This is a genomic window from Tissierella pigra (genome assembly GCF_018917845.1).
Taxonomy (GTDB): Bacteria; Bacillota; Clostridia; order Tissierellales; family Tissierellaceae; genus Tissierella; species Tissierella pigra.
On sequence record NZ_JAHLPJ010000001.1, the window covers coordinates 2,409,899 to 2,434,255 of the forward strand.

Annotated in this window: 28 protein-coding genes and 1 CRISPR repeat array; of the genes, 2 read left to right on the plus strand and 26 right to left on the minus strand. The window is 28.8% G+C overall.

Annotated elements, in window-relative coordinates; genetic code table 11:
* The 26 genes from dnaG to KQI41_RS11905 all read right to left on the minus strand — a co-directional run bounded on the left by dnaG (position 1) and on the right by KQI41_RS11905 (position 22,648).
* Complete coding sequence (gene dnaG, locus KQI41_RS11780) at positions 1–1,851, minus strand: DNA primase (RefSeq protein WP_154440162.1); 1,851 nt, start codon at positions 1,849–1,851, stop codon at positions 1–3.
* A gap of 97 nt (positions 1,852–1,948) precedes the next feature.
* Positions 1,949–2,965: a deoxyguanosinetriphosphate triphosphohydrolase gene (locus KQI41_RS11785; RefSeq protein ID WP_154440161.1), complete on the minus strand. Its 1,017-nt coding sequence runs from the start codon at positions 2,963–2,965 to the stop codon at positions 1,949–1,951.
* 127 nt (positions 2,966–3,092) lie between these two features.
* Positions 3,093–3,920 (minus strand): pyruvate, water dikinase regulatory protein, encoded by an 828-nt coding sequence (locus KQI41_RS11790; protein ID WP_154440160.1) that lies wholly within the window; start codon positions 3,918–3,920, stop codon positions 3,093–3,095.
* Between the two features lie 12 nt (positions 3,921–3,932).
* Positions 3,933–4,559 carry a transcriptional regulator CcpN gene (ccpN, locus tag KQI41_RS11795; protein WP_154440159.1) on the minus strand — a complete coding sequence of 209 codons (627 nt, stop codon included), beginning with the start codon at positions 4,557–4,559 and terminating at the stop codon, positions 3,933–3,935.
* A 46-nt stretch (positions 4,560–4,605) separates the two neighbouring features.
* Positions 4,606–6,684 (minus strand): glycine--tRNA ligase subunit beta, encoded by a 2,079-nt coding sequence (glyS, locus tag KQI41_RS11800; protein ID WP_154440158.1) that lies wholly within the window; start codon positions 6,682–6,684, stop codon positions 4,606–4,608.
* A complete protein-coding gene (gene glyQ / locus KQI41_RS11805; RefSeq protein ID WP_154440157.1) occupies positions 6,677–7,564 on the minus strand; it encodes a glycine--tRNA ligase subunit alpha in 888 nt (295 codons plus the stop codon). The genes glyS and glyQ overlap by 8 nt, the downstream gene beginning before the upstream one ends.
* A gap of 284 nt (positions 7,565–7,848) precedes the next feature.
* Positions 7,849–8,601, minus strand: a complete 753-nt coding sequence (gene recO / locus KQI41_RS11810; protein WP_154440156.1) for a DNA repair protein RecO — start codon at positions 8,599–8,601, stop codon at positions 7,849–7,851.
* Positions 8,602–8,613: 12 nt separating this feature from the next.
* Positions 8,614–9,498: a GTPase Era gene (gene era, locus KQI41_RS11815; protein WP_154440155.1), complete on the minus strand. Its 885-nt coding sequence runs from the start codon at positions 9,496–9,498 to the stop codon at positions 8,614–8,616.
* The gene (locus tag KQI41_RS11820; RefSeq protein ID WP_154440154.1) at positions 9,491–9,910 is read right to left on the minus strand and encodes a cytidine deaminase; all 420 of its coding nucleotides are present in this window, start codon (positions 9,908–9,910) and stop codon (positions 9,491–9,493) included. Before KQI41_RS11820 ends, era begins: the two co-directional genes overlap by 8 nt.
* Positions 9,911–9,940: 30 nt before the next feature.
* A complete protein-coding gene (locus KQI41_RS11825; protein ID WP_154440153.1) occupies positions 9,941–10,984 on the minus strand; it encodes a DUF3048 domain-containing protein in 1,044 nt (347 codons plus the stop codon).
* A gap of 11 nt (positions 10,985–10,995) precedes the next feature.
* A complete protein-coding gene (locus KQI41_RS11830) occupies positions 10,996–11,700 on the minus strand; it encodes a diacylglycerol kinase (protein ID WP_154440152.1) in 705 nt (234 codons plus the stop codon).
* Positions 11,701–11,703: 3 nt separating this feature from the next.
* Positions 11,704–12,168, minus strand: a complete 465-nt coding sequence (gene ybeY, locus KQI41_RS11835) for an rRNA maturation RNase YbeY (RefSeq protein WP_154440151.1) — start codon at positions 12,166–12,168, stop codon at positions 11,704–11,706.
* Positions 12,169–12,320: 152 nt separating this feature from the next.
* Entirely contained in the window at positions 12,321–13,295 is a 975-nt protein-coding gene (locus KQI41_RS11840) for a PhoH family protein (protein WP_154440150.1), read from the minus strand.
* A gap of 2 nt (positions 13,296–13,297) precedes the next feature.
* Positions 13,298–14,500, minus strand: a complete 1,203-nt coding sequence (gene yqfD / locus KQI41_RS11845) for a sporulation protein YqfD (RefSeq protein WP_154440149.1) — start codon at positions 14,498–14,500, stop codon at positions 13,298–13,300.
* Positions 14,501–14,511: 11 nt separating this feature from the next.
* Positions 14,512–14,790: a sporulation protein YqfC gene (gene yqfC / locus KQI41_RS11850; RefSeq protein ID WP_154440148.1), complete on the minus strand. Its 279-nt coding sequence runs from the start codon at positions 14,788–14,790 to the stop codon at positions 14,512–14,514.
* A 70-nt stretch (positions 14,791–14,860) separates the two neighbouring features.
* Positions 14,861–15,325 carry a hypothetical protein gene (locus tag KQI41_RS11855; protein WP_154442152.1) on the minus strand — a complete coding sequence of 155 codons (465 nt, stop codon included), beginning with the start codon at positions 15,323–15,325 and terminating at the stop codon, positions 14,861–14,863.
* A gap of 12 nt (positions 15,326–15,337) precedes the next feature.
* Complete coding sequence (gene floA, locus KQI41_RS11860; protein ID WP_154442154.1) at positions 15,338–16,321, minus strand: flotillin-like protein FloA; 984 nt, start codon at positions 16,319–16,321, stop codon at positions 15,338–15,340.
* A gap of 1 nt (position 16,322) precedes the next feature.
* Complete coding sequence (locus KQI41_RS11865) at positions 16,323–17,045, minus strand: NfeD family protein (RefSeq protein WP_154442156.1); 723 nt, start codon at positions 17,043–17,045, stop codon at positions 16,323–16,325.
* Positions 17,046–17,211: 166 nt separating this feature from the next.
* Positions 17,212–17,655 (minus strand): GatB/YqeY domain-containing protein, encoded by a 444-nt coding sequence (locus tag KQI41_RS11870; protein ID WP_154442158.1) that lies wholly within the window; start codon positions 17,653–17,655, stop codon positions 17,212–17,214.
* 16 nt (positions 17,656–17,671) lie between these two features.
* Positions 17,672–17,854, minus strand: coding sequence for a 30S ribosomal protein S21 (gene rpsU / locus KQI41_RS11875; protein ID WP_154442160.1), 183 nt, complete (start codon positions 17,852–17,854; stop codon positions 17,672–17,674).
* A gap of 105 nt (positions 17,855–17,959) precedes the next feature.
* Positions 17,960–18,301 (minus strand): histidine triad nucleotide-binding protein, encoded by a 342-nt coding sequence (locus tag KQI41_RS11880; RefSeq protein WP_154442162.1) that lies wholly within the window; start codon positions 18,299–18,301, stop codon positions 17,960–17,962.
* Positions 18,302–18,330: 29 nt separating this feature from the next.
* The gene (mtaB, locus tag KQI41_RS11885; protein ID WP_154442164.1) at positions 18,331–19,683 is read right to left on the minus strand and encodes a tRNA (N(6)-L-threonylcarbamoyladenosine(37)-C(2))-methylthiotransferase MtaB; all 1,353 of its coding nucleotides are present in this window, start codon (positions 19,681–19,683) and stop codon (positions 18,331–18,333) included.
* Positions 19,684–20,143: 460 nt separating this feature from the next.
* Positions 20,144–20,299, minus strand: a complete 156-nt coding sequence (locus KQI41_RS11890; RefSeq protein WP_154442166.1) for a hypothetical protein — start codon at positions 20,297–20,299, stop codon at positions 20,144–20,146.
* A 279-nt stretch (positions 20,300–20,578) separates the two neighbouring features.
* Positions 20,579–20,785, minus strand: a complete 207-nt coding sequence (locus tag KQI41_RS11895; protein ID WP_154442168.1) for a PF20097 family protein — start codon at positions 20,783–20,785, stop codon at positions 20,579–20,581.
* A 72-nt stretch (positions 20,786–20,857) separates the two neighbouring features.
* The gene (locus tag KQI41_RS11900; protein ID WP_154442170.1) at positions 20,858–21,577 is read right to left on the minus strand and encodes a hypothetical protein; all 720 of its coding nucleotides are present in this window, start codon (positions 21,575–21,577) and stop codon (positions 20,858–20,860) included.
* Between the two features lie 384 nt (positions 21,578–21,961).
* Positions 21,962–22,648: a nucleotidyltransferase domain-containing protein gene (locus tag KQI41_RS11905; protein WP_154442172.1), complete on the minus strand. Its 687-nt coding sequence runs from the start codon at positions 22,646–22,648 to the stop codon at positions 21,962–21,964.
* Between the two features lie 36 nt (positions 22,649–22,684).
* Positions 22,685–22,971: direct repeats of the CRISPR family, unit length 29 nt; unit sequence ATTTACATTCTAATATAGTTCTATTAAAT.
* Between the two features lie 705 nt (positions 22,972–23,676).
* Here KQI41_RS11905 and KQI41_RS11910 point away from each other — a divergent pair.
* Both KQI41_RS11910 and KQI41_RS11915 read left to right on the plus strand, forming a co-directional pair.
* The gene (locus tag KQI41_RS11910; protein ID WP_216585353.1) at positions 23,677–23,787 is read left to right on the plus strand and encodes a transposase; all 111 of its coding nucleotides are present in this window, start codon (positions 23,677–23,679) and stop codon (positions 23,785–23,787) included.
* A 201-nt stretch (positions 23,788–23,988) separates the two neighbouring features.
* Positions 23,989–24,297, plus strand: coding sequence for a hypothetical protein (locus KQI41_RS11915; RefSeq protein WP_154442174.1), 309 nt, complete (start codon positions 23,989–23,991; stop codon positions 24,295–24,297).
* The last annotated feature ends 60 nt before the right edge of the window (positions 24,298–24,357 follow it).

Below are 24,357 nucleotides of genomic sequence, written 5' to 3' on the forward strand. Positions count from 1 at the left end.
TTACCTCCCATCCTCATGTATCATGAGGTTTAGTTCTTTATTCAAATTAGTTAGTTCTATACATAGTAAAAGAAATTGTTCTTCTTCATTTGAGTCCATCTCAGATTTATTCTCTAACTTTTCTATTTTTTCTTTTACCACATCTCTTTTATTTCTTAGTTTATTTACCTTAATTGTATTAATTAAGTCTTTTATCATCTGCTCCACATCTTCTGGTGAAAAATTTATTCTTTTCTCAAATACTAAATGGAGTAGTTCTTCACTTATATTAGGTATTTCCTTTGCCTTTTTATATAGTAGTTCTTCATCTAAATATTCATCTTCTTTATATAAATCCATTATTATTTTAAGAATTTGCTTACACTCTAAGTTCATATATTCATCCAAAGAAACCTCTTTAATTAGCATATCAAAATAAATTTTATCGAAAATCATTAATTTTATCAAATCGATTTCAGCTGTAAGACTGGCTGAAGGCAATATGGTTTTAACTGGAGCTATATTTTCTTTTTTATATTTATCATCACCTTTAGTTTTATTCCTAAAAGTGCTATTTGCTATATGTTTTATAGTATTCCCAAATACTTCCTTTTCTATTGCTTCTTTTGATATATTCATTTCTTTAGAAATCTTTTCTATATAAACATCCTTTTCTATAGGAGATTTTAATCTTTTTATTATCTTTGCTATTTCAATTGTAAACTTTATTTTTCCCTCTGCTTCATCTATATTATATTTCTTCTTATTAATATGAATTCTATAATCTATATGATTAAAGGATTCATTTATTGTTTTTTCAAATTGATCTACAGAGTTTTCTTTTAAAAAATCATCCGGATCTTTATAGTCCCCAAGATTTATTATTTTGGGTTCAATCTCTTCCTTTAGTAGGACTTCTATGGCTCTGTCAGTAGCATTTATACCAGCTTGATCTGAGTCGTAGCAAATATATACATTCTCTCCATATCTTTTAAGTAGCTTTGCTTGTCTTTCAGTTAAAGCTGTTCCAAGGCTTGCTACTCCACAGTTTATCCCTTTACTAAATAATGCAATTACATCCATATAGCCTTCTACTAATATTATTCTTTTTTTATCAGAGAATTTGTTTACTAAATTTAGTCCATAGAGATGTTCTCCTTTATTAAATACAGGGGTTTCTTGGGAATTTAAATATTTAGGCATGGAATTATCTAAAACTCTTCCACCAAAACCGATAACTCTACCTTTTGTATCGATTATGGGAAACATAATTCTATTTCGGAATTTATCGTAATATCCGTCATTACTTGACTTTTTACCTATTAATCCTAGTTTTTGGGCATCTGCTTCTTTATATCCTCTAAATTTAAGATATTTATATAAATCATCCCATTTGTTCAAAGAATATCCTAGGCCGAATTGTTTTATAGTCTTATTATTTATTTTTCTATTATATAAATAATTTAATCCTGATTCATTTTTAGTTAAATTACTAAAGAAAAACCTTGCTGTTTCCTTATTAATCTCATAAAATTTATTTTTTTCATCTATTAGCTTTTGATTTTTAGGACTTGTTTCCTCTATGGCAATACCTAGTTTATCTCCTAAGAATTTAACTGCCTCTGGAAATTCTAAATTCTCCATTTTCATTATAAAAGCTAAAGCATCTCCACCTTCTCCGCATCCAAAGCAATGAAAAAATTGCTTAGTGTCTGATACTGAAAAAGAAGGAGTTTTCTCGTTATGAAAAGGACATAGCCCTACATAGTTTCCACCTGTTTTTTTCAGTTGAATATAATCTGAAATAATACTAACTATATCAGCAGATTCTCTTACCTTTTCAATTGTTTCATCATTTATATAACTTGTCATAATATCACCTAAATACCTCACCTACCATCAATCTTTTCTAATAATTTTACTTCATAAGATTATATTCGACATAAAATCCAAAAATCCTTCTTTTTTTTCAATATTTTTGCCATGGTTTAGGTAGAAAGATATTATTAAATAAATTTACTATATATCTATCTGTTGTTCCCGCTATATAATCACATATAATATCTTCTATATCACAGTCTATATTCTTATAAATGTTTAAATGTTCTTGTGGTAATGCTTCTATATTGTTTAAATAATATTTGTAAAGTTGTTCTATAACGTATTCCGCTTTATATTCTTCAGATTTTGCGTTGTTGTTAAGATATACATTCTCAAACATATACTCTCTTAATATATTAGTTGCCGCTCCTACACTATCACTCATTTTTATTTTATCATTTTTCATACTATTCTTAATTATATCTAAAATCATGGTATTTATTCTCTCACCATGGCTTTTTCCTAAGATTTCTACAGATTTTTTTGGTAAGCTTTCTTTTTTAATAACACCTGCCCTTATGGCATCATCTATGTCATGATTAATGTAGGCTATTCTATCTGCGTATTTCACTAATTGTCCTTCTAAAGTTTCAGAAATCTTCTCTCCAGAATGGTTCAATATACCTTCTCTTACTTCATAAGTTAAATTTAATCCTATTTTTTCATCTTTATGCTCTAATATATCTACAACTCGTATAGATTGTTCATTATGATGAAATCCATTAGGATGCAGTTTATTCAATACTCTTTCACCAGTATGCCCAAAGGGTGTATGACCCAAATCGTGACCTAGTGCTATGGCTTCTACAAGGTCTTCATTTAATCTTAAAGCCCTTGCTAAAGTTCTTCCTATTTGTGCCACCTCAAGGGTATGAGTTAGTCTTGTCCTAAAATGGTCTCCTTCTGGTGCTATAAATACTTGAGTCTTATGTTTTAGTCTGCGGAAAGATTTGGAATGAATTATTCTATCCCTATCTCTTTGAAAATCAGTTCTCATAGTACATTTTCCTTCAAAGTTTTTTCTTCCCTTTGAATTTTGGCTAAGCATGGCATATTGAGATAAATTGTTTTTTTCTATTTCTTCTATTCTTAATCTTATATTCATTATTTACCCCTCTAACACATAATTTATCCATACTATTATATATACAACATAAGTTTCAATAATCCTTCTTTTTTGAATGAAATAATTTTTATTTTTTAAATAAAATAGAAGTGTTTTTAAAACACTTCTATTGGAAGACCTTTTCTCCAAAATTTCTCTTCATATGCTCTATTATAAGACCTGCTGTTTCTTCAATAGCTTTATAAGACACATCTATTACTATACAACCAAGTTTATCCATTATTTCTCTAGAATATTCTAATTCTAAGTTTATTCTATCTATATTTGCATAATTAGCATTGTTTCCTAAGCCTAAAGCTTTTAGCCTTTCCTGTCTAATTTCATTTAGTTTGGCTGAATTGGCAATAAGGCCAATGATCCTTTTATTATCTTTTTGAAATAATTCATTTGGGGCTGGTACCTCTGGAACTAAAGGTACATTTGCTACCTTAAAGTTTTTATGTGCTAGATACATGCTTAAAGGTGTCTTAGATGTTCTAGATATACCTACTAACACAACATCTGATTTCTTTATTCCTCTCGGGTCTTTTCCATCATCGTATTTTACAGCAAATTCAACTGCTTCAACTTTTCTAAAATAATTTTCATCTAGCCTTCTAATCAATCCTGATTCACGCTTTGGCTGGTAATCAAGAACAGATTCAATTGCATTTAAAGCTGGAGTCATTAGATCTACTGTTGGAATATTAAATTCATGACCTTTAAATGTTATAAAATTTTTTAACTTCTCTATCACTATTGTATAGATTATAACACTAGGTTCATTTTTAGCTTCTTCAAATATTTCCATGATTTGTTCTTCTGCTGTAATAAAGGGGAACCTTCTAACTTCATATCTTCCTGAGTTAAATTGACTTAAAGCTGCACGAGATAATAATTCCCCAGTCTCCCCTATGGAGTCTGATAGTACATAAATTGTTAGGCTTTTGTCCATAAATCTGCCCCCTTAATCATTTTTACCTAATTCTACAAACAGTCCTGTTATAGTTGTCTTCGTTATTCTGCCTAATACTTTATAACCTTTTGCTTCTTTATCTTCTTCTATTACAGGTAAGCTGTCTATTTCATGGTCTATTAATTTTATTGCTGCATCTAAAATACTATCCTCTGGTTCTACATAGACTATATTAGGCATTCTTGTCATTATCATACCTATAGGCATTTTATTTAAATCTATACCACCTATGGCGTTTCTAAGGAAGTCTTTTCTTGATACTACACCTGACAATAGACCTTTGGATGTAACATAAATAGAACCTACATCTTCTATAAACATTAATACTATAGCATCATAAATACTAATAGCTTCATCTACTACTACTGGTACAGACTTTATGTCCGAAACCTTTATCTTTTTTATCTTTTCAGAAATATATGAAAGGCTAGTTTTTCCAGTATAAAAATAACCTACTTTTGGTCTTGCATCTAATATTCCAGACATAGTCAAAATAGCCAAGTCTGGTCTTAAAGTTGATCTAGTAAGTTTAAGCATACTGGCAATTGCTTCAGAAGTAATAGGTTGATTTTCCTTGACTATGTCAATTATCTTTTCTTGTCTTTCACTTAATTGCATAATAGTATCCCCCCATATTTTTATTATCTAAAAATATAAATAAGGGTTATTTATTTACTATCTTTGATAGATCACAGATTTTAACCATTATATCATATATTTTCTTTAATAAGCCTAGTCTGTTATTTCTTAGTCTTTCATCTTCTACCATTACCATAACTTTATCAAAGAAATTATCTATAGGCTCTTTTAGTACTACTAATTGATCTAATGCTTTATCATATTCTTTTTTAAGAAGTAAATTATTCACTTTTTCTTCTATACTATTAAACTTATCATATAACTCTATCTCATCTTCAGTAAGTAAGCTTCTTTGCACTTCATCTGAAACTGCCTTTTCAGCTAAATTAGACACTCTATTAAATGCAGATAAAATTTCTGATAATCCTTCTTTCTTCAACCATTCATTTAATTTATTTGCTCTTATTTTCATATCATAAACATCATCTATATTGGTTCCGATTATTGCATCTACAATATCGTATCTGATACCAATATCTATAAACATATTTCTTATTCTTCCATTTAAGAATTCTATAATCTCTTGTTTTACTTTTTCATAATCAAAAGCCAATCCATTTATATCAACATAAAAATAAAGAGCTGTTTCTACTAATTCATTAATAGATATACTTAGTTTTTTATCTAGTATTATATTTATAATCCCAAGTGCTTGACGTCTCAAACCAAATGGATCTTGAGAGCCTGTTGGGTGAATTCCTATGGCAAATAGTCCAGATATAGTATCTATTTTATCTGCAATACTTAATACAGCACCCGCTGTAGTAGTTGGAAGTTCATCTCCTGCAAATCTAGGTAAGTATTGTTCAAATATGGCTAAACTCACTATTTCATTTTCCCCTGAGGTTTTAGCATATTCCATACCCATTTTTCCTTGGAGTTCTGTAAACTCAGTTACCATCTTTGTAACTAAATCTGCTTTAGATAAATATCCTGCTCTTTCTATATTTTTTTCAGTTTCTTCTCCAACCTCTAGGTACTCTCCTACTTTTACACCTAAGCTTTGAATTCTCTTAGTTTTATCATATAATGTTCCTAATTTATCTTGGAAGGTTATTTTTTTAAGTTCTTCCACATAGGATTCTAATGGATTTTTAATATCATCCATATAGAAAAACTTAGCATCTTCTAACCTAGCTCCTAATACCTTTTCATTTCCTTTTATAACTGTTTCTATATGTTCTTCATTTCCATTTCTTACAGTGATAAAATAAGGTAATAGTCTATTTTTATCATCTAATACAGGAAAAAATCTTAATTGTTCCTTCATAGGAGTTATTATTACATCTTTAGGCAGAGAAAGATATTCTTCCTTTATCCTTCCTATTATCGGAGTAGGATACTCTACTATATTAGTTACTTCATCTAAAAGACTTTCATCTTTCGGTAAATTCCCACCCTTTTCTTTCACCAATTTTTCCGAACCATATTTAATAATATCTTTTCTTTCTTTTTGGTCTAATATTACAAAGTTTTTCTTTAAAATCTCCATATACTCATCTACACTAGGCACTTCTATTTTGCTATTTCCTAGGAATCTATGACCTTTTGTAACATTAGATACTGCAATTCCTTCTAGATCAAAGGAGATTATTTTATCATCTAATAATGAAACTAGCCATCTAATAGGTCTAGCAAATCTAATATTTTTACCTCCCCATCTCATGGATTTAGGGAAATTAATCATCTTTATTAGATTAGGTATATTTAAACTTAAAATTTCTTCTATAGTCTTACCAGTTTTCACTACATCTGCATAGATATACTCTACACCATTATACTCCTCTGTATATATTGCACTTATATCTATATTTTGACCTCTCATAAATCCTAATAACGCCTTACTTGGATTATCATTTTCATCAAAAGCTATTTTCTTTGTAGGTCCTTTGACTTTTTCTTTTAAATCTTCTTGTCTTTCATCTAATCCTTCCACTATTAGGCTTAATCTTCTAGGAGTACTATATACATTGATATTGTTATAATTTATTCGCTCATCTTTAAGCAAATTTTCCGCATTATTTTTTAATTGTTCTAAAGCATCCCCAACTAACCTTGCTGGTAATTCTTCTACACCTATTTCCAGTAAATATTTTTTACTCATTACTATGCCCCTCCTTTTTCAGTAGAGGATATTCCATTTCTTTTCTTTGTTCGATGTATTTCGCTGCAACTTTTCTTGCTAAATTTCTTACTCTTCCGATATAACTTGTTCTTTCAGATACAGATATGGCTCCCCTTGCATCTAATACATTAAAAGTGTGGGAACATTTAAGAACATAATCATAACTTGGCAAAACAAGCCCTTCATCTAGTACTTTCTGCACTTCGATTTCATAGGTATTAAATAGTCCTTTTAATGTGTCAATATCCGCTTTTTCAAAACTATAAACAGAATGCTCATATTCAGCTTTATTGAATATATCTCCATAAGTGTAGTGTTCATTCCATTTTATATCAAATATATTATCTACATCTTGTAAATACATAGCGATTCTTTCTAGTCCATAAGTCAATTCAGCTGACTCTAATTCACAATTAATACTTCCTACTTGTTGGAAATATGTAAACTGTGTAATCTCCATACCGTCTAACCATACTTCCCATCCTAACCCCCATGCTCCTAAAGTTGGGGCTTCCCAGTTATCCTCTACAAATCTAATATCATGTTTGAGAGGATCAATTCCTATGGCTCTTAAACTATCTAAATACATTTCTTGTACTTCTTCAGGAGATGGTTTAAGAATTACCTGAAGCTGATGATGTTGATATACTCTATGTGGATTTTCTCCATACCTGGCATCAGCAGGCCTTCTTGAAGGCTCAACATATACAACCTTCCATGGCTCTGGTCCAAGGGCCCTTAAAAAAGTATGAGGACTCATTGTTCCTGCTCCTTTTTCTACGTCATATGGTTCCAATATTATACATCCTTTATTTCCCCAATAATTTAGTAATTTCAGCATTAAATCCTGAAAATACATACAAAACCCTCCTTAGTTTAACAATTTATGAAAACAAAAAAACCCAACATCCCCATAGGGACGAAAGGTCTACTTCCGCGGTTCCACCCTATTTAATACTCCTAAGGAGTATCCACTTTATAAAAGCATACTCAGAAGTGCCTTATTCAATATTAATTATATCTAGCTTACACCATCCCAGACTCGCTTAAATAATATCTATTGTTCTTTCTTCATCATCGTATATAAATTTTATATGATTAATAATTTAGCAAAATTTGTTTTTTTTGTCAAGTCTCTGTCATTTAAATAAATTCTTTATCTAAAGAATTTATCAAACTTAGAGAGTTAAATTTCTGTCTATCTATATTATACAATATATATTGTACCATAATTTCGTGTAATTTATAAAGAGATTCCTTTGAAATAATAACTTTATTTACATCTTCCAGAGGACTATATAAGAGAGAATTCATACCCTCAAGTATTTCCTTATCTATATTGATACTTGAAGAATTAAATGAAAAGCAACTGTTACAAATTATACCTCCCTCTGATATGCTAAATTTTAGATTATTTATATTAGTTTTTCCACATAATACACATTTGTTTAGATATGGTTTATAGCCTAAAAAAGATATAAATTTAAGTTCATATGCTGTTATAAATTTAAAATATCCTTTATCTAACTCAGATAAAATAGTTAATCCCTTTATTAAAAGATCGAATATCTTATTATTTTCTTGCTCTTCTGGCATGGATTTATCAATTAATTCAAGGAGATAATATCCAAAACTCACTCTTTCTATTTTTTCTCTTATGGAATAAAATGATTCTATTATATCAGCTTGATTTAGGTAAAAAAAACTTTTTCCTCTATGAAGCTGATATTCATTATAAGAAAAAGCTTGAGTATTGGCTATAATTTGAGACTTAGGTCTATAAGCACCTCTAGCCATTACACCTATTTTACCATATTTCCTAGTATATACACTAAGTATTTTAGATGTATCTTTATATCTAATTTCTTTTAAAACTATACCTTCTGTTCTTATCATGTTTTTTCCTAACTATTTATATCCAAAGTATTTTACTTTATTTTCTCTTTCTCTCCAATTCTTTTCTACTTTAACCCAAATTTGAAGATTTACCTTGCTTCCCAAGAGAGACTCTATATCCATTCTTGCATTTTGTCCTATTTCCTTTAATTTGGTCCCTTTTTTACCTATTACTATACCCTTATGGGAATCTTTTTCACAGTATATATTAGCAAAAACATCTATTAAATCTTTACCTTCTCTTTCCTTTACTCCATCTATAGAAACATAAATTCCATGGGGAACTTCTTCCTCTAAACTAAGTAATGCTTTTTCTCTTATGATTTCAGCTATAACAAATCTTTCTGGCTGATCTGTTATCATATCTTCTGGAAAATACTGTGGACCTTCTGGTAATTTACTTTTTAATACTTCTATATATCTTTCTATATTATTATTATTTAATGCAGATATGGGTATTATTTCTTCAAACATATTCATTTTACCATATTTATCTATTAATTGTAATACTTCTTCCTCTGTTAATTTATCTGTTTTATTGATTAGTAAAACTATTGGGGTAGATATTTTCTTTAAATCCTCTATTATTAGATTATCCATAGTACCAATTTCCATACTATTATCAACCATAAAAGTAACTACGTCTACTTCCTCTAAGGTGCTTTTTGAAATCTTTAACATATATTCCCCTAGTTTATTTTTAGGCATCTGAATACCTGGTGTATCAAGAAAAACTATTTGACTGTTTTCCTCTGTATATACTAGTTGTATTTTATTTCTTGTGGTTTGAGGTTTATCCGATATTATGGATATTTTCTCCCCTATTACCTGATTTAACAAAGTTGATTTCCCAACATTTGGTCTTCCTATTACAGTTACAAATCCTGATTTATACATTATTTTCACTCCTGTTTTTTGCTTCCTCTAAATCCTCTGGACCGAAACTATGAGGTAATAGTTCCTCCAATGTATATTCTCTATAGTCATCTTCAGATTTGGCTATGATTATTTTAGCATTATTTCCAAATTCTCTAATTACTTGTCTACAAATTCCACAGGGATAAGTAAAATCTGTATCTCCTACAACAACTATTGCCTTTATGTTTTTATGTCCTTCAGATATTGCCTTAAATATGGCAGTTCTTTCTGCACATAATGTAGCTGAATATGATGCAATTTCTATATTACATCCTGTAAAAATTTCATCATCTTCAGTCAGTAAAGCTGCACCAACATGAAATTTTGAATATGGAACATATGCTTTTTGTTGGGCCTCTAAAGCTTTTCTTATTAATCCTTTTATATCCAATGAAATACCTCCTCTTTTTTTGGATTTATTTTACTCTATTGTAATCTCTGTTTTTGGTTCAACAACTTGAATCCATGTTATTCCTGGATTTAGAGTTATTTCTTCTCCTTCTAAATTTGTATATATGGTTTTATCATTTCTCGATGTCTTTGCCCATTTTATATCTATTATTTTGCCATTGGTTATATATTTTCCTTCTCCTGCTCCCATTAATTGAACATCTAATCTGCCTTCATTGTCAAGTACTTTTGTTTTTGCCTCTTGAATTATTATATTTTTAGCTACAATAGGAGTCTCATCTGATTCATCTATATGTAGTTTATCATCTTTCTTTCTAGTATAAACCTTATTTTCAGTATCATAATTATATTCAGTAGTATTATTCTTCCTATACTTAATAATAATATTATTGGCAATATCCCCTTCAATATCCGTATCATCTTCATAAAATTTAAAAGGTTTATATTCTCCATCTAACCTGTATTTTCTTTCCTCTTGAGTTGCTCTTAAAATTTCCATACTTGAATATAGATTATGAGGCATCTTTTTATGAGACTTCCTCCAAAACACTTTGTTGGAACTACTTAATCCATCTATATCTGCTACTTTTAAGGATTTAATGTCTGACTTCGCCTGTGCGCTTCCACCTACATGAACGTAAACAGCATCATACTCTAAAGCAGATGTTATAAAATAAGGTCTAGCTGATCTAATTGGTCCAATGGAGTCTGGGTCGTTTATTAGATATATACCCATATATCTAGTATAAGGAGCCTCAACTAAAGCTTCATATACTATTTCTGCATCCTTTAAACCAGATTGCCATCTAGCACCATGATGATTATCAAACATAATTGCCACAGGTCTTCTATTTACCTTTGATTCTTCTACATATATTCCACTTAAAGGTGAAGGCACACCCACTTTTTCTGGTTCTTTTGTTTCTTCTAAAGTTTCTTCTCCTTCTTCTGAATTTTCTATTACTGCTGGTTCTTCTACTTTTGACTTCTTACATCCAGTTAGCATTAAAGCTACACAAGCTGCTAATAAAATAATTCTTATTCTTAATTTCATTTTGGTCCCCCTTATCCTATGATTTGAAACACTAAGACTCCTACTAATATTCCTAGTATTCCACCAAATATAACTTCCATAAGGCTATGTATTTTTCCTTCGATTCTACTTTCACCTACTAGAATAGCCAGGGAAAAAGTCAATGTGGTAACTAACATATTTTGTGCTAAAAAAGCTATTATTGTAGCTACACAAAATGATACTGCAGAGTGACCACTTACTGTCCCCCCTTGAAAATGTGTACCCCGCCCTCTATAAAACTTGGCTTTAAGCCCTATGGTTAAAAGTATAACTATTAATAGTGCCACAAAAGTAAGATGAACGGATGATCCTCTTATTTTAAATAATAATAAATTTGTATACTCACTTAATCTATCGAAAAAAAGTAAATATCCTACTATTATAGAGTTAATAGCTGCAATTAAAACTGCACCTGCTGCCACATCCTTTACTAAACGTGCTAATGGGTGATAGTCCTGTGTGATTAAGTCTATTACTCTTTCTAATGCAGTATTTACCATTTCAGCTACAACTACTAATGTTATTGAAAACAATAATAAAAGAAATTCTACCCTGGAGAAATCAAAAAAAAGACTTAAAATTATAACTCCAAGGGCAATTATATAGTGTATTTTCATATTTTTTTCAGTCTTTAATGCTATGATGATTCCAGAAACTGCAAAATTAAAACTATCGATTATGGATTTCCTTTTCATATTTTAATCCCCTTTGTTTTCTTTGAATATCCCTAATCTTTTCATTATCTCTTTTTCTTTTGTTCTCATTATATCCTTCTCATCTTCTTCCATATGATCATAACCCAATAAGTGAAGCATAGAGTGGGCTGTTAAATACGCAATTTCTCTATCTAGAGAATGTCCAAAATCTTCAGATTGTTCCAATGCCTTTTCCAAGGAAATAATTATATCTCCTAATAAGGTAGGTCCTTCTAGGAAAAAGTCATCTTCCATTGGAAAAGACAATACATCTGTTTCCTTATCCATGGATCTATACTCTCTATTTAACTCTCTTATTTCTGTATTATCTACAAATGACACACTGACCTCGCAATCTAGGGATTCTTCTTCTAAGTTTAAAACTTCTTTTACTACATTTTCAATTATCCTTTCAATATCATATTCTAACTTTATTTTATCCTGCCTATTATCTATATATATTTCCATGGCATATGCCTCCGATTTTCTGTATTGATATTAATTTTACTTATTGATTTCATTCTATTAAAAGTTAAAAAAAGAATTGCCGTAAAAAATCACAAGCAATAACCAAGTAAACTCTTCTATTTTCATTGCCTAAAATCTTTATTATCTATATTTTACTTATCTTTAGTATCTTCATATCTTTCATAAGCATCTATTATCCTTTGAACTAAAGGATGTCTAACTATATCATGCTTTGTAAGATATATAAAGTCTATTCCTCTAACATCATTTAATATATTTGTAATACCTTTAAGACCTGATTCCTTTCCTTTAGCCAAATCAATTTGAGTTATATCTCCCGTAATAATAGCCTTTGAACCAAATCCAAGTCTGGTTAAAAACATTTTCATCTGTTCATTTGTAGTGTTTTGTGCCTCATCTAATATAACATATGATGAATCAAGAGTCCTGCCTCTCATATAAGCTAAAGGAGCTACTTCAATTACACCTTTTTCAATATATCTACCGTAGGATTCTGCCCCTAATATGTCAAATAAGGCATCATAGATAGGTCTTAAATATGGGTCAACTTTTTCTTGTAAATCTCCAGGTAAGAATCCTAAGCTTTCCCCTGCTTCAACTGCTGGTCTTGTAAGAATTATTCTATTCACTTCCTTATTTTTAAAAGCTTGAACTGCCATTGCCATAGCTAAATATGTCTTTCCTGTTCCTGCAGGTCCAATTCCAAATACTATATCATTGGATTTAATTGCATTTAAATATTTTTTTTGTCCTAAGGTTTTAGGTTTGATACTTTTTCCTGAAGCTGTAACACAAATTACTTCATTTAATAATTCTTTTACATATTCTCCTTGTCCATCCAGCAAAAGTTTAATGGAGTATCTAAGTTCTTGCTTATCAAGTTTTCCATGTTTTTTAATTATATCAATTAAATTATAAATCAAACTTTCTCCCAAGTCTATAGATACTCTATTTCCATATAATTTTATTTCATTTTCTCTAGTTGCTATGTTGATTCCTAATTCTTCTTTTATTATATTAATATTTTCATCTAAATCTCCAAATAATTCTCTTAAAGTTTCATTGTTTTCTATTACAATACTATTTTCTTCTATATTGTTTGTCAAACTTATTCCTCCTTGTTCCCTATAATTTGCTTTCTTCCTATGTCTTCTAGTACTTCTACTATTACTTGGGTAGTTAATATATTTCCATCTATTTGATGTCTAGTATTCTTTGATTGTATTTCTACATTTTCAGGTAATTGACTATTTATTTCTTTTGTAGCTTTAATTTGAGAATCTCTCTTTAAAAAATCTATATTTTGTTTAATTTCCTTTAGCTCTACTTCTCTATATTCGTAATTCACTGTTTTAATTGGAAAACTTATATTATATTTTTGAAGATTTATTAAATCTTTTTTTGTTTCCATTTCTTTGTAATTAGTAAAAGGAATATTTCCTTTCATAAAAATAATACCTTTATCTCCAAATTTAATTCCTTTTTCCTTGTATACTTTTCCTGTTTCCCTTTCTTCATTTTTTACTATAGGTTCTTTTATAATGCTGCTATATCTAGTTAATGCCATTACTTCTCCCTCTGCATGAACTAATATCTGTTCTTCCCTATTTTCATTAGTTAGTATACCCGCTATAAGGATTTCTCCTTCATTAATTACTTCACCTTTTTCTACAATTGCTCTGCCATTTCTAGGTACAACTTTAACTATAACTCCTTTTTTCTTTGCTACTATATGGCATGGATATGACTTATCTACTTTTTCAGGTGGCAAATCTTGTTCTTTTACTTCTATAGTCATTTTTGTTCCCTTTATATTTACAGAGACAAAGGAGAAATAATCATAATTATCTATTAACATATACTTAATATTATCTTTATCCATATTAAATTTTAATTTGCCTATATTTATATTGTTATCTTTAAGTAAAGAAATTATCTCTTCCTTTGGTGTTTGCTCATTTCCTATTATTTCTATATTCCAGATAGTAGATGTTAGCCATATGGTTATTATACAAAACATCAAAAAACCTACAACTAACATTTTTCTTTCTTTTAGCTTCAGTATACTAAATGGAAGTCCTATTTTGTCTTTTATTTCTACCCGGCATCCTACTTTTTTGACGATTTCTCTTAGTTCCTTAAATCCTCTAGTTGTGGATTTCATCTCTAATACAAGATTGTTTTTTCTTTTTATATCCCAAAGATATATATCATGTGTTGCTGCTAAATTTAATAATCTTTCCAGTGTTAATCCTTCAACCCTAATAATAACATATCCTTTAAAATAATTCCATATTTTTATAGCTAGCATATCAACACTCCCTAGCTTATGATTTCTATATTTTCAATATTTCCCATAATAATAATCTCTTCAGATAGTATAGTTTTTATTTCCAAATCTTCTCCTGTTATTTTAAATATCCCTGATTTTGTATTTATTCTTATGATCTTTTCAGTATATTCTATTATTCCTTTGTGATTTAATAATGAGGCTTCAACATTACCTATTACTGTTAGTCTTGGTAAGTCCATCATAATATCTATAGGCAGTTCTAAAGCTTCTGAAATATTATACTTTATGTTTTCTAATGGTCTTTTCATATTAATCCCTCCGATTAATTCTATGCCTTTTGTGAAAAGACTATTCCACATAAAAAAGAAGCCTATGGCTTTATAGGCTTCTTTTTTGATTTTGTACACTTTTAGGAGGAGCTAAGATTTCAGAAAATATTATTCCTCTTAAAATATCTTTTTGTATTTCTTCTTTTTTGTATTCAATATTTTTTTCACTTAATGATTCCATAGATTTAACAGTTTTCACAGTATCCACATTATTTGTTTCTTTATAGTATTTTTTTCTTTCTAAGTCTACCTTTGTAATCTTGTGTTCTTTCTTGTTGTTAGCTTGAATACTTTTTTTATCTATGGTTTTATCTTCTTTTTTAGATAATTCTTTTTGAAGTTCTTCCTGTAAAATCTTTCTTAATTCTCCCAGTGTTCTAGTTTCTTTAGGTACTTTATTTATTTCTGGAATTCTCTGATTTTTTACTTCTTCTATTTTTTGCTTATCTTTTACAGATTTTAAAATTAAGTCTATTACAATAATGAGTACAAAGAATAGTATAGGACCGGGCATAGTAATCCCTCCTTATTTCTGCTTCTTATCGTCTTCAGCTATTTTAGATATTGATGAACGCATATCTGTATCTGCCAACACATTTCTCATATTATAATAGTCCATAACTCCTAAATTACCTGATTTTAAAGCTGTTGCTAAAGCCAATGGCACTTCTGCTTCCGCTTCTACTACTTTAGCTCTCATGGCCTGTACTTCTGCCCTCATTTCCTGTTCCTTAGCTACTGCCATTGCCCTTCTTTCTTCAGCCTTAGCTTCTGCAATTTTCTTATCTGCTTCTGCTTGATCCATTTGAAGTGTAGCTCCTATATTTCTACCTACATCTACATCTGCTATATCTATGGAAAGTATTTCAAAAGCAGTTCCTGAGTCTAGTCCTTTATCAAGTACAGTCTTAGATATGCTATCTGGATTTTCCAATACATCTTTATGAGAGTTTGAACTACCTACAGTAGTTACAATTCCCTCTCCTACTCTGGCTATAATAGTTTCTTCTCCTGCTCCTCCTACTAACCTTTCAATATTAGCTCTTACAGTTACTCTCGCTTTAACTACTACCTCTATACCATCTTTAGCTACTGCAGCTATTTGTGGAGTTTCTATTACCTTAGGATTAACTGATACTTGAACAGCTTCTAATACATTTCTACCTGCTAAATCTATAGCAGCGGCTCTTTCAAATTCCAATGGAATATTAGCTCTTTGTGCTGCAATCAAGGCATCTACTAAAGTATTTACATTTCCTCCTGCTAAATAATGAGCCTCTAATTCGTTAATTTTAATAACTAATCCTGCTTTTGTAGCTTTAATCATTGGATTTACTAATCGAGATGGTGATACTCTCCTAAGTCTCATACCTATAAGTGTAGACATGGATATTTTAACTCCTGAGAAAAATGCCGTAATCCAAAGTCCAACTGGCACAAATGAAAAGAAAAGCATTACAACAATTATAATAAATAATGCAAAACCTATTGGGAAAAATGCTGAACCCATATTAACCCCTCCTAACAAATATTTTTGAACCTTCTACCCTTGACACTTTTATGGTTACATTTTTAGGAATAAAATTTCCATCTGATAAAGCGTCTAATTTCACTCCATCTATTTCTATAAACCCAGCTGGGCGAAGTTCCGTTATACTAGTTCCTTCCTTGTCAACATATTGATTCATAGAATCCACTGATAAATATCCTTTTTCATCTTTATTTTCTGTATCTAATACAATTTTATTAAGAGCATTACTTTTAAAACCCATTTTAATTAAAATTACAGTTACAATAGAAGTAATTATTATAGCAATGCTCAAAGATACTAAAGCCACAGCAAAAGAATCCATAGCAAGAATTATCCCTAGGCTTACTAATATTATTCCACTAATACCTGGAAGTCCAAATCCTGGTACTGTTACCTCTATCACTAAAAGTATTAGTCCTATGACAAATAAAAGTAATGAAAACCAATTTGAGTTTCCCGCAAGTGAGTTTCCTCCAAAATATAGCCCAAAACCAATTATACTGATTACACCACCAATGCCAAAGCCTGGTGTCAAGATTTCAATTACCAATCCAACGAGTCCTATTGTTAATAATAAACTACTAATGTAAGGATTAGAAATGTACTCAGCCCACTTTACTTGAGTATTGCCATCTGCATATGCAATGTTTGATAAAATTAAGATTATCATTAGTATAGATATAGCCGTCCATCTTTTTTTCATTATAACACCCCCATTATATCTTCTAAATCCGACCTTCTATATACTATTACCCAGAAATTTATAAAATAACTATTAAATTAAATAGTTATTTAAATATTATATCATAAAATAGTTTATATGTTTCATAAAATAGTTTATATGTTAAAACCTGGGTAAAATACCCAGGTCAATTAAGAATTTTCTTTATTATTTTATTTACAATAGTGCCATCAGTTCTACCTTTTACCTTTGGCATTACAGTTTTCATTATTAAACCTATGTCTTTCATAGAAGTAGCATTTACTTCCTTTATGGTTTCAGCTACTATTTCTTCAACTTCCTCTTCTGAAAGCTGTTTAGGTAAGTATTCTAAAAGAATATCCATTTCTTTTTCTGTCAACTCTACTAAATCTTCACGTTGTCCTTTTTTAAATTCTTCAATAGCCATTCTCTTTTCTTTTAATTGCTTAGATATGATTTCTAGTATGGCCTCTTCAGATACATCTATTCTTTCATCTACTTCTTTTTGCTTTATAGCTGCCCTTATCATAGTAATAGTATTCTTTTTAATTGTATCTTTATTTCTCATGGAGTCTTTTAAATCCTCCATTAGTTTTTCTTTAAGGGACATTACTTCACCTTCTCAATTAAAATTTAGAGTGTTTTTTCCTTCTGGCTTCTTCGGATTTCTTTTTACGTTTAACGCTTGGTTTTTCATAGTGCTCTCTTTTTCTAGCTTCACCTAAAATGCCAGCACGTGCACATTGTCTTTTAAATCTTTTTAACGCATTATCAAGAGATTCGTTTTCTCCAACTTTAATTTCTGACATCGACTTCTCCCTCCTCTCTCTACTGCAAGAGTACTTTCATACTATAACTATTGGGCTACACACTAGATTATTATACATTAAAATTTCAAATATTTCAACTAGTATTTAGCCCGGTGGCCATAACATTTTTCTCTCACCTAATACATGGAAATGTATATGTTCTACAGTTTGTCCACCGTTTATACCACAGTTATTTACTATTCTATAGCCTTCTTCTAATCCTCTACTTTTTGCTATTTTAGACACTACAAATAATATATGACCCATAAGATTTTTATTATTTTCATCTATGTAGGCTGCTGATTCTATATGTTCTTTAGGTATTACAAGAAAATGTACTGGTGCTTGAGGATTAATATCTTCAAATGCTATAACCCTTTCATCTTCATATATTAGATTACTTGGTATCTTGCCTTTAATTATATTGCAAAACAAACAATCCGTCAATTAATTCACCTCCCAATCGTAATATAATTTTACTCCCCTATTAGAAAATCATCTTTAGCTTCCTTTATCTTTATATCATTAATACTGCCTATATTGTTAATTTCTTGTTTAGATTTCACTCTAATATAGTTTGTAGTATATCCCTCTATAAAATTCTTTTCTCTTTTACTTTCTTCTTCAAATAATACAGATAATGTTTTTCCTACAAAAGTAGAGTTAAATTCAAACATTAATTTTTCTCCTAAAGCCATTAGCTTTTCTGATCTACTATTTTTAATATTTCCATCTATCTGATTTTTATATTCTGCTGCAGGAGTACCTTTCCTTGGAGAATATTTAAATACATGAATCTTAGAAAATCTAATATCTTTTACAAACTCTAAAGTTTGGTTAAATTCTTCTTCTGTTTCCTCCGGAAATCCTACTATTATATCTGTTGTAATTCCTGCATTTGGCATATGTTTTCTTATTAAATTTACAATATCTTTATACTGAGAAGTAGTATACTTTCTGTTCATTCTTTTAAGAACAGTATCAGAACCTGATTGTAAAGATAAATGAAAATGGTCACAAACCTTTCCTATATTAACTATGGTCTTCATAAATTCTTCATCTATTAAAGTAGGCTCTAGAGAACTAAGCCTAATCCTTTCTATTCCATCTACCTTAGCCACTGCCTTTAGTACATCTGTTAAAGGTGTTTTATCTATATCTTTACCATATGATGCCACATGAATTCCAGCTAAAACTATTTCTTTAAATCCGACTTTAGCTAATTTTTCAGTTTCTCCAATTATTTCTTCTAGCCTTCTGCTTCTTATTGGACCTCTTGCATATGGTATTATGCAATAAGAACAAAATTGATTACACCCATCTTGAATCTTTATATAAGCTCTAGTTTTAGATTTTATTTCATCTATATTTATAGGTTCAAATTGTTTTTGTGTATTTACATTTTTAACTATGTTTATTTTCTCACTTTTTTTCTTTGCTTCTTTACATAGTTCTAATATTCTATGTCTCTCAGTAGTACCAATAATAACATCTACCCCTTCAATCTTTGATACTTCTTCTGGAGACACTTGGGAGTAACATCCTACTACTGCAATTACAGCATCTTGATTTAACTTTTTAGCTCTAGATATGAATTGCCTTGACTTTCTATCAGATAAATTTGTCACTGTACAGGTATTTATTACATATATATCAGCTATATCTTCGCTATTTACAACTATATATCCATCTTTTTCAAATATTTCTTCCATAGCTTCTGTCTCGTATTGATTTACTTTACACCCTAAAGTGAATATACTTACGGTCTTTTTTCTTCCATAGCGATGGAAAAATTCTTCACCACTAAGTGTTATATCTATATTATTCATTTTATCCCTCTCTATTTTTTTGCATGATGTATAAATATATAACTTTTTTTATTATCCCTAATAACGTATTTAATTATATACATAAACAAAAATCTTTTCAAATACTTTTTTCTTTCTTGTATCTTTTAATTATAACATTGATTTTAATATAATGTATATATTTAAACAAGATAAAGCTTATATTCCTACTAAAATAATCATAAACATTCGATATAGTCTTTTAAAGCGTGTATAAGCCCTAAGAAAAGTATTTGTTTACATGGCATGTAATTATATTAATCCCTACGGAAAAATTGATTCTAGACCAAAATGTTAAGTCACTTTTTCTAAGAACAATATTCAAATCCTCCAAAATCAAAAAAGACCCTAGATTACTCTAGAATCTTATCATATCTGTGATAATATAATATTGCAATAAATCTTTCTAGTATAGTCAATTAACACCATATCTCTCAAAACTCTATACTATCATTCTTTCCTGTTCTAATTCTACTAATGATACATCTATAACTTTTTTCAATACACTAGTTATGTAGTTTCTTTCATCTTCTGTAAATTTCATAGTTTCCAAAGAACATAATAAATCCTTAGATATAAGTAGCCAATTCTCTAACATAACTTATCACCCCTCATATAGATTTACTTATATATTTCTACATAAGTTTTAAAACTCCTTCAAAAAATAAAAAAAGACCAGAATTAATTTTCTGGTCTAATAACTCTTAATTCTCTAGGAAGATTTTCTTTTCTCTCAATAAATCCTTTTAATTCTAAATTCTTTAAATATATATGAAAGATGCTACTAAATTTTAATCCCATTAATTTCCTCGAAAAAAGAAACTAAGACACTCAAAATCTTAAAAATATATGATTTAATATCTAAAATTTATTCTTCTTAAACATCATTTTTTATTAGAAATATCTCATCTTTCTCACAATAATAGGTTATTATTCCATTCCTATTTTTTTCTAAATCAATACCTTTTACAAAAGCTTGTAAAAATACTCCTTTATCTTTTTCATCAGGGATCCATTTTAATTTATATCTATCCCCATGAATTATACCTTTTTTCATATCTTTATTACAATATGGACATATCATTTTCTCAATCCTTTTTATAAATTAATAATAAAGTGTTTTTATAAAAACACTTTATTATTAATAAAATTATACCTATCTATAACTTACAGCCACAAGTACCTCTGTAGCATAATTACTATCAATTAAACTTAAATCAATATATCGCCCTCCCCAATACTCAGCTGTATGAAAAGTTCCATAATTAGTTTCTATACATCTCCACATAACATCATATCCTCTATCAGTTTGAGTTCTTATTTTTTTAGCTAAATCGGCATCTCTTGCAGAGGTGAAAAATCCTGTAACTGTAATGACGGGACCCACTGTAGGAATAAATCCACTTAACAACCAAATAAATTGACTTCTTAAATCAAAATCTAATGTTCCTGCTAATTCTTTACCTGTATCGTTTGTTAAATAATGGTCTGTAGTCTTTTGATTAAGATTAGGCGCTCCTAAATGTTTTACTACAACAGCTTCAGTATATCCTGATGGAATATAATCTGAGACAGAAGACTGTACATTTGTTTTTACTTCATCAAGGTTTATGTCTATTTTTTTTAAGCTTTTATTTGAATTTTTAATTTCTATTATTCTACTTTCTTTAATTTCCCCTGTTTTAACAACTATATCTTTTTTTTGAATAGGTTGTCCATCATAATAAGCAACTATCTCATTATCATCAGCCTTATAAAATAAGCTGGTAAGTCTTGGATTATAATTATTATCATTTATATGTGCATAACTAGGTATGCAGGTAACCATAACCATTACAATTGCTAATAAAGATAAAGCTATTTTCTTAGATTTCAAAGATCTCCCTCCTTATTATTATAACACCTCTTATTTTTTTTAAAAACACCTCTTATTTTTCTAAAATCACCTCCTTTTATCTTTCTAAAATCACCTCCTTTTATTCTGTTAATTATAATATACTACAAGGAAGATGATAATCCCTTCATTTCTTCATAAGAAAATTCCTACAAACTATACTATAATCAATTCAGTTTTTACAATATAATATTTTTTTAGATTATAAATATAATTAAATGTCATAAAAAAATATAAAATATAGTATTTTTCCGTCGATTTTTCAAGTTTAAAATCTATTATAAATTCTTTCAAAAAATAAAAAAAGACCAGGATTAATTTTCTGGTCTAATAACTCTTAATGCTCTAGGAAGGTTTTCTCTTCTCTCAATAAATCCTTTTAATCCTAAATTCTTTGAATAGATTGTGAAATAAAACTTCAATTTGCGAGTCCACTTCAAAATTTTTACAAAGTTTATCAAAAATACATTTTATATCATCTTCAAAATTATTATTAAAACTTAAATCAGTAATTTTTAATGAAATAAGACTCTCTTTAATTTCTTCTAATAAATCATATGCACTGTCAGTTTTATTAGATAGATACTTTATAGTTCCCCTATGTAATAACCTTAATACCTTATACCATTCTGGTCTATTAGGTATGTAATTAAATTCTAGTTGTTTTCTTATAATTTCTTTATTATCTATGATAAAGTTTGTATCATCTTTCAAAAGAACTATACTGTTTTGCAAATCTTGTTGTGAAATTGTTTCCCTTATGTCCAAATCGACAGAAATGTTATCCTGATAGACCAAGATTAATATACCTTTAGGGTTTTCAGTAAAATTTATCATTACGGGATTACCATAGAGTGAAATAATTTCATCAACTCTATGACTATCAATGTTGCCTAAAATTATTAAGTCTATGTCAGAAAATTTTGTTGCTGCGCCTCTTGCTAAAGAACCCTTTAAAATCATTGAAAATCCATTATTTTTACAAAATTCATAAACAGATTCAATATAACTTTTATAATTTGATGAAGGATAATCTATTTCAAAATTAAGCATAATAGCCTCCTTTCTAATCAAAGACAATACTAGCTCATTTACATTCTAATATAGTTCTATTAAATTTAATTTTTTTTTGATTCCTTCATCTAGCATTTCATTTACATTCTAATATAGTTCTATTAAATAGGAATTTCTGATAGATCTGTAGGCTATTATGAAAAATTTACATTCTAATATAGTTCTATTAAATTAAATAATGACGGAACTACAGAAGTAGTAGATGTAAATTTACATTCTAATATAGTTCTATTAAATTGTGTCAATATCTTTATTCTTTTTTGCTTCTTCTTTATTTACATTCTAATATAGTTCTATTAAATACGAATCTTTTGGTTGCTTGGTTTTACTGGGCTGTATGGGTAATTTTTGTCGACCTAGCAATTTATTTGTAATATCATCTTATTTTACTACTTGTTATTATATCTAAACATATCATACACATCTATTTATAATGATTTGTCAATCTACTATAATATTTACACTATTATAGATAGACAATATACATTCTAAAAAAATTAGATATTTTATCATGAACTATTCCTAAAAAATCTTTTTCTACTTATCTTTCATTTTCACTTGGAAATATTAGTTAAGAATATCATATACAAGTATTATATATCAAATAAGGTTAAAAATAAATTAATTTGATATTATTTTATATTAAATTAATTTAAACGGTAATTTATAAGAAGTTTATATTTTTCATCATAGTATTATTTCAACTTATCCATATCCTCTAAAGTATATTTGTTTTTATAAAATTTCTAATTTAAGTAAATATTTTATTGTAACACTAAAAGTTATAATAACCCCTAGTGTAAATTCTATTACTTCCACTAAAAGCAGTATAGACACATTTTTCTAGTTAATTCTCTACCGCCTATATAGTTACCCCCTAGAAATATATTCTATATTTATTTAAAAATTTTTTTAAAAATAAAAAAGAACCTAGATTTTGATATGATACTTCTAAAGTAGACAGTTTAATTAATTAAAATTAGATTATCTACTTGGAGGTATTTTTTATGGGAAAAAAATCGAAGTATAGTAAAGAGTTTAAGTTGTCAGCAATAAAGGAATATACTTTAGGCAAATATTCAATGGCAAATTTAGCTACTAAATATATAAAGATGTAGCTGATAAGTATTCAATTACTTACGCACTGGTATACAAATGGACAAGGACATATATAGACAAGAGGTCAGAAGTACTAAAGTATCAAAAGCGTGGACCAAAGGCAAAGTCTGAAATTGATGAAAGCAATTTAACAGAAATAGAGAAGTTAAAGCTAGAGCTTGAAAAAGAAAAATCATTAAGAAAAAGAAGAAAATTTGAACTTGAAGTTCTTAAAAAAGAGAGGAATTCGAAAAGAAACTTCGCTCTCGAAAGTAAGGCAGGAAGCAGAATACGAAACAATAGATTTTTTTAAAGATAAAGCTTATCTAGTAATCAAACTGTGTGAAGTTCTAGGAATTTCAAGAAGTGGATACTACAAATATAAGGATAGGATTACATCCGAAAAAGAAAATCAAGATAAACTATTATGTTTACTAATTACTGAATATCATTCAACCTTTGATGGAATTTTAGGGTATGGAAGAATGACTATGTTCATTAACAAACTAAATCATAAATCATTTTCATAAGGATATATTCATAGACTTATGAATATTTTAGGTATTACAGCCAGAATTAGAAAAAAGAAA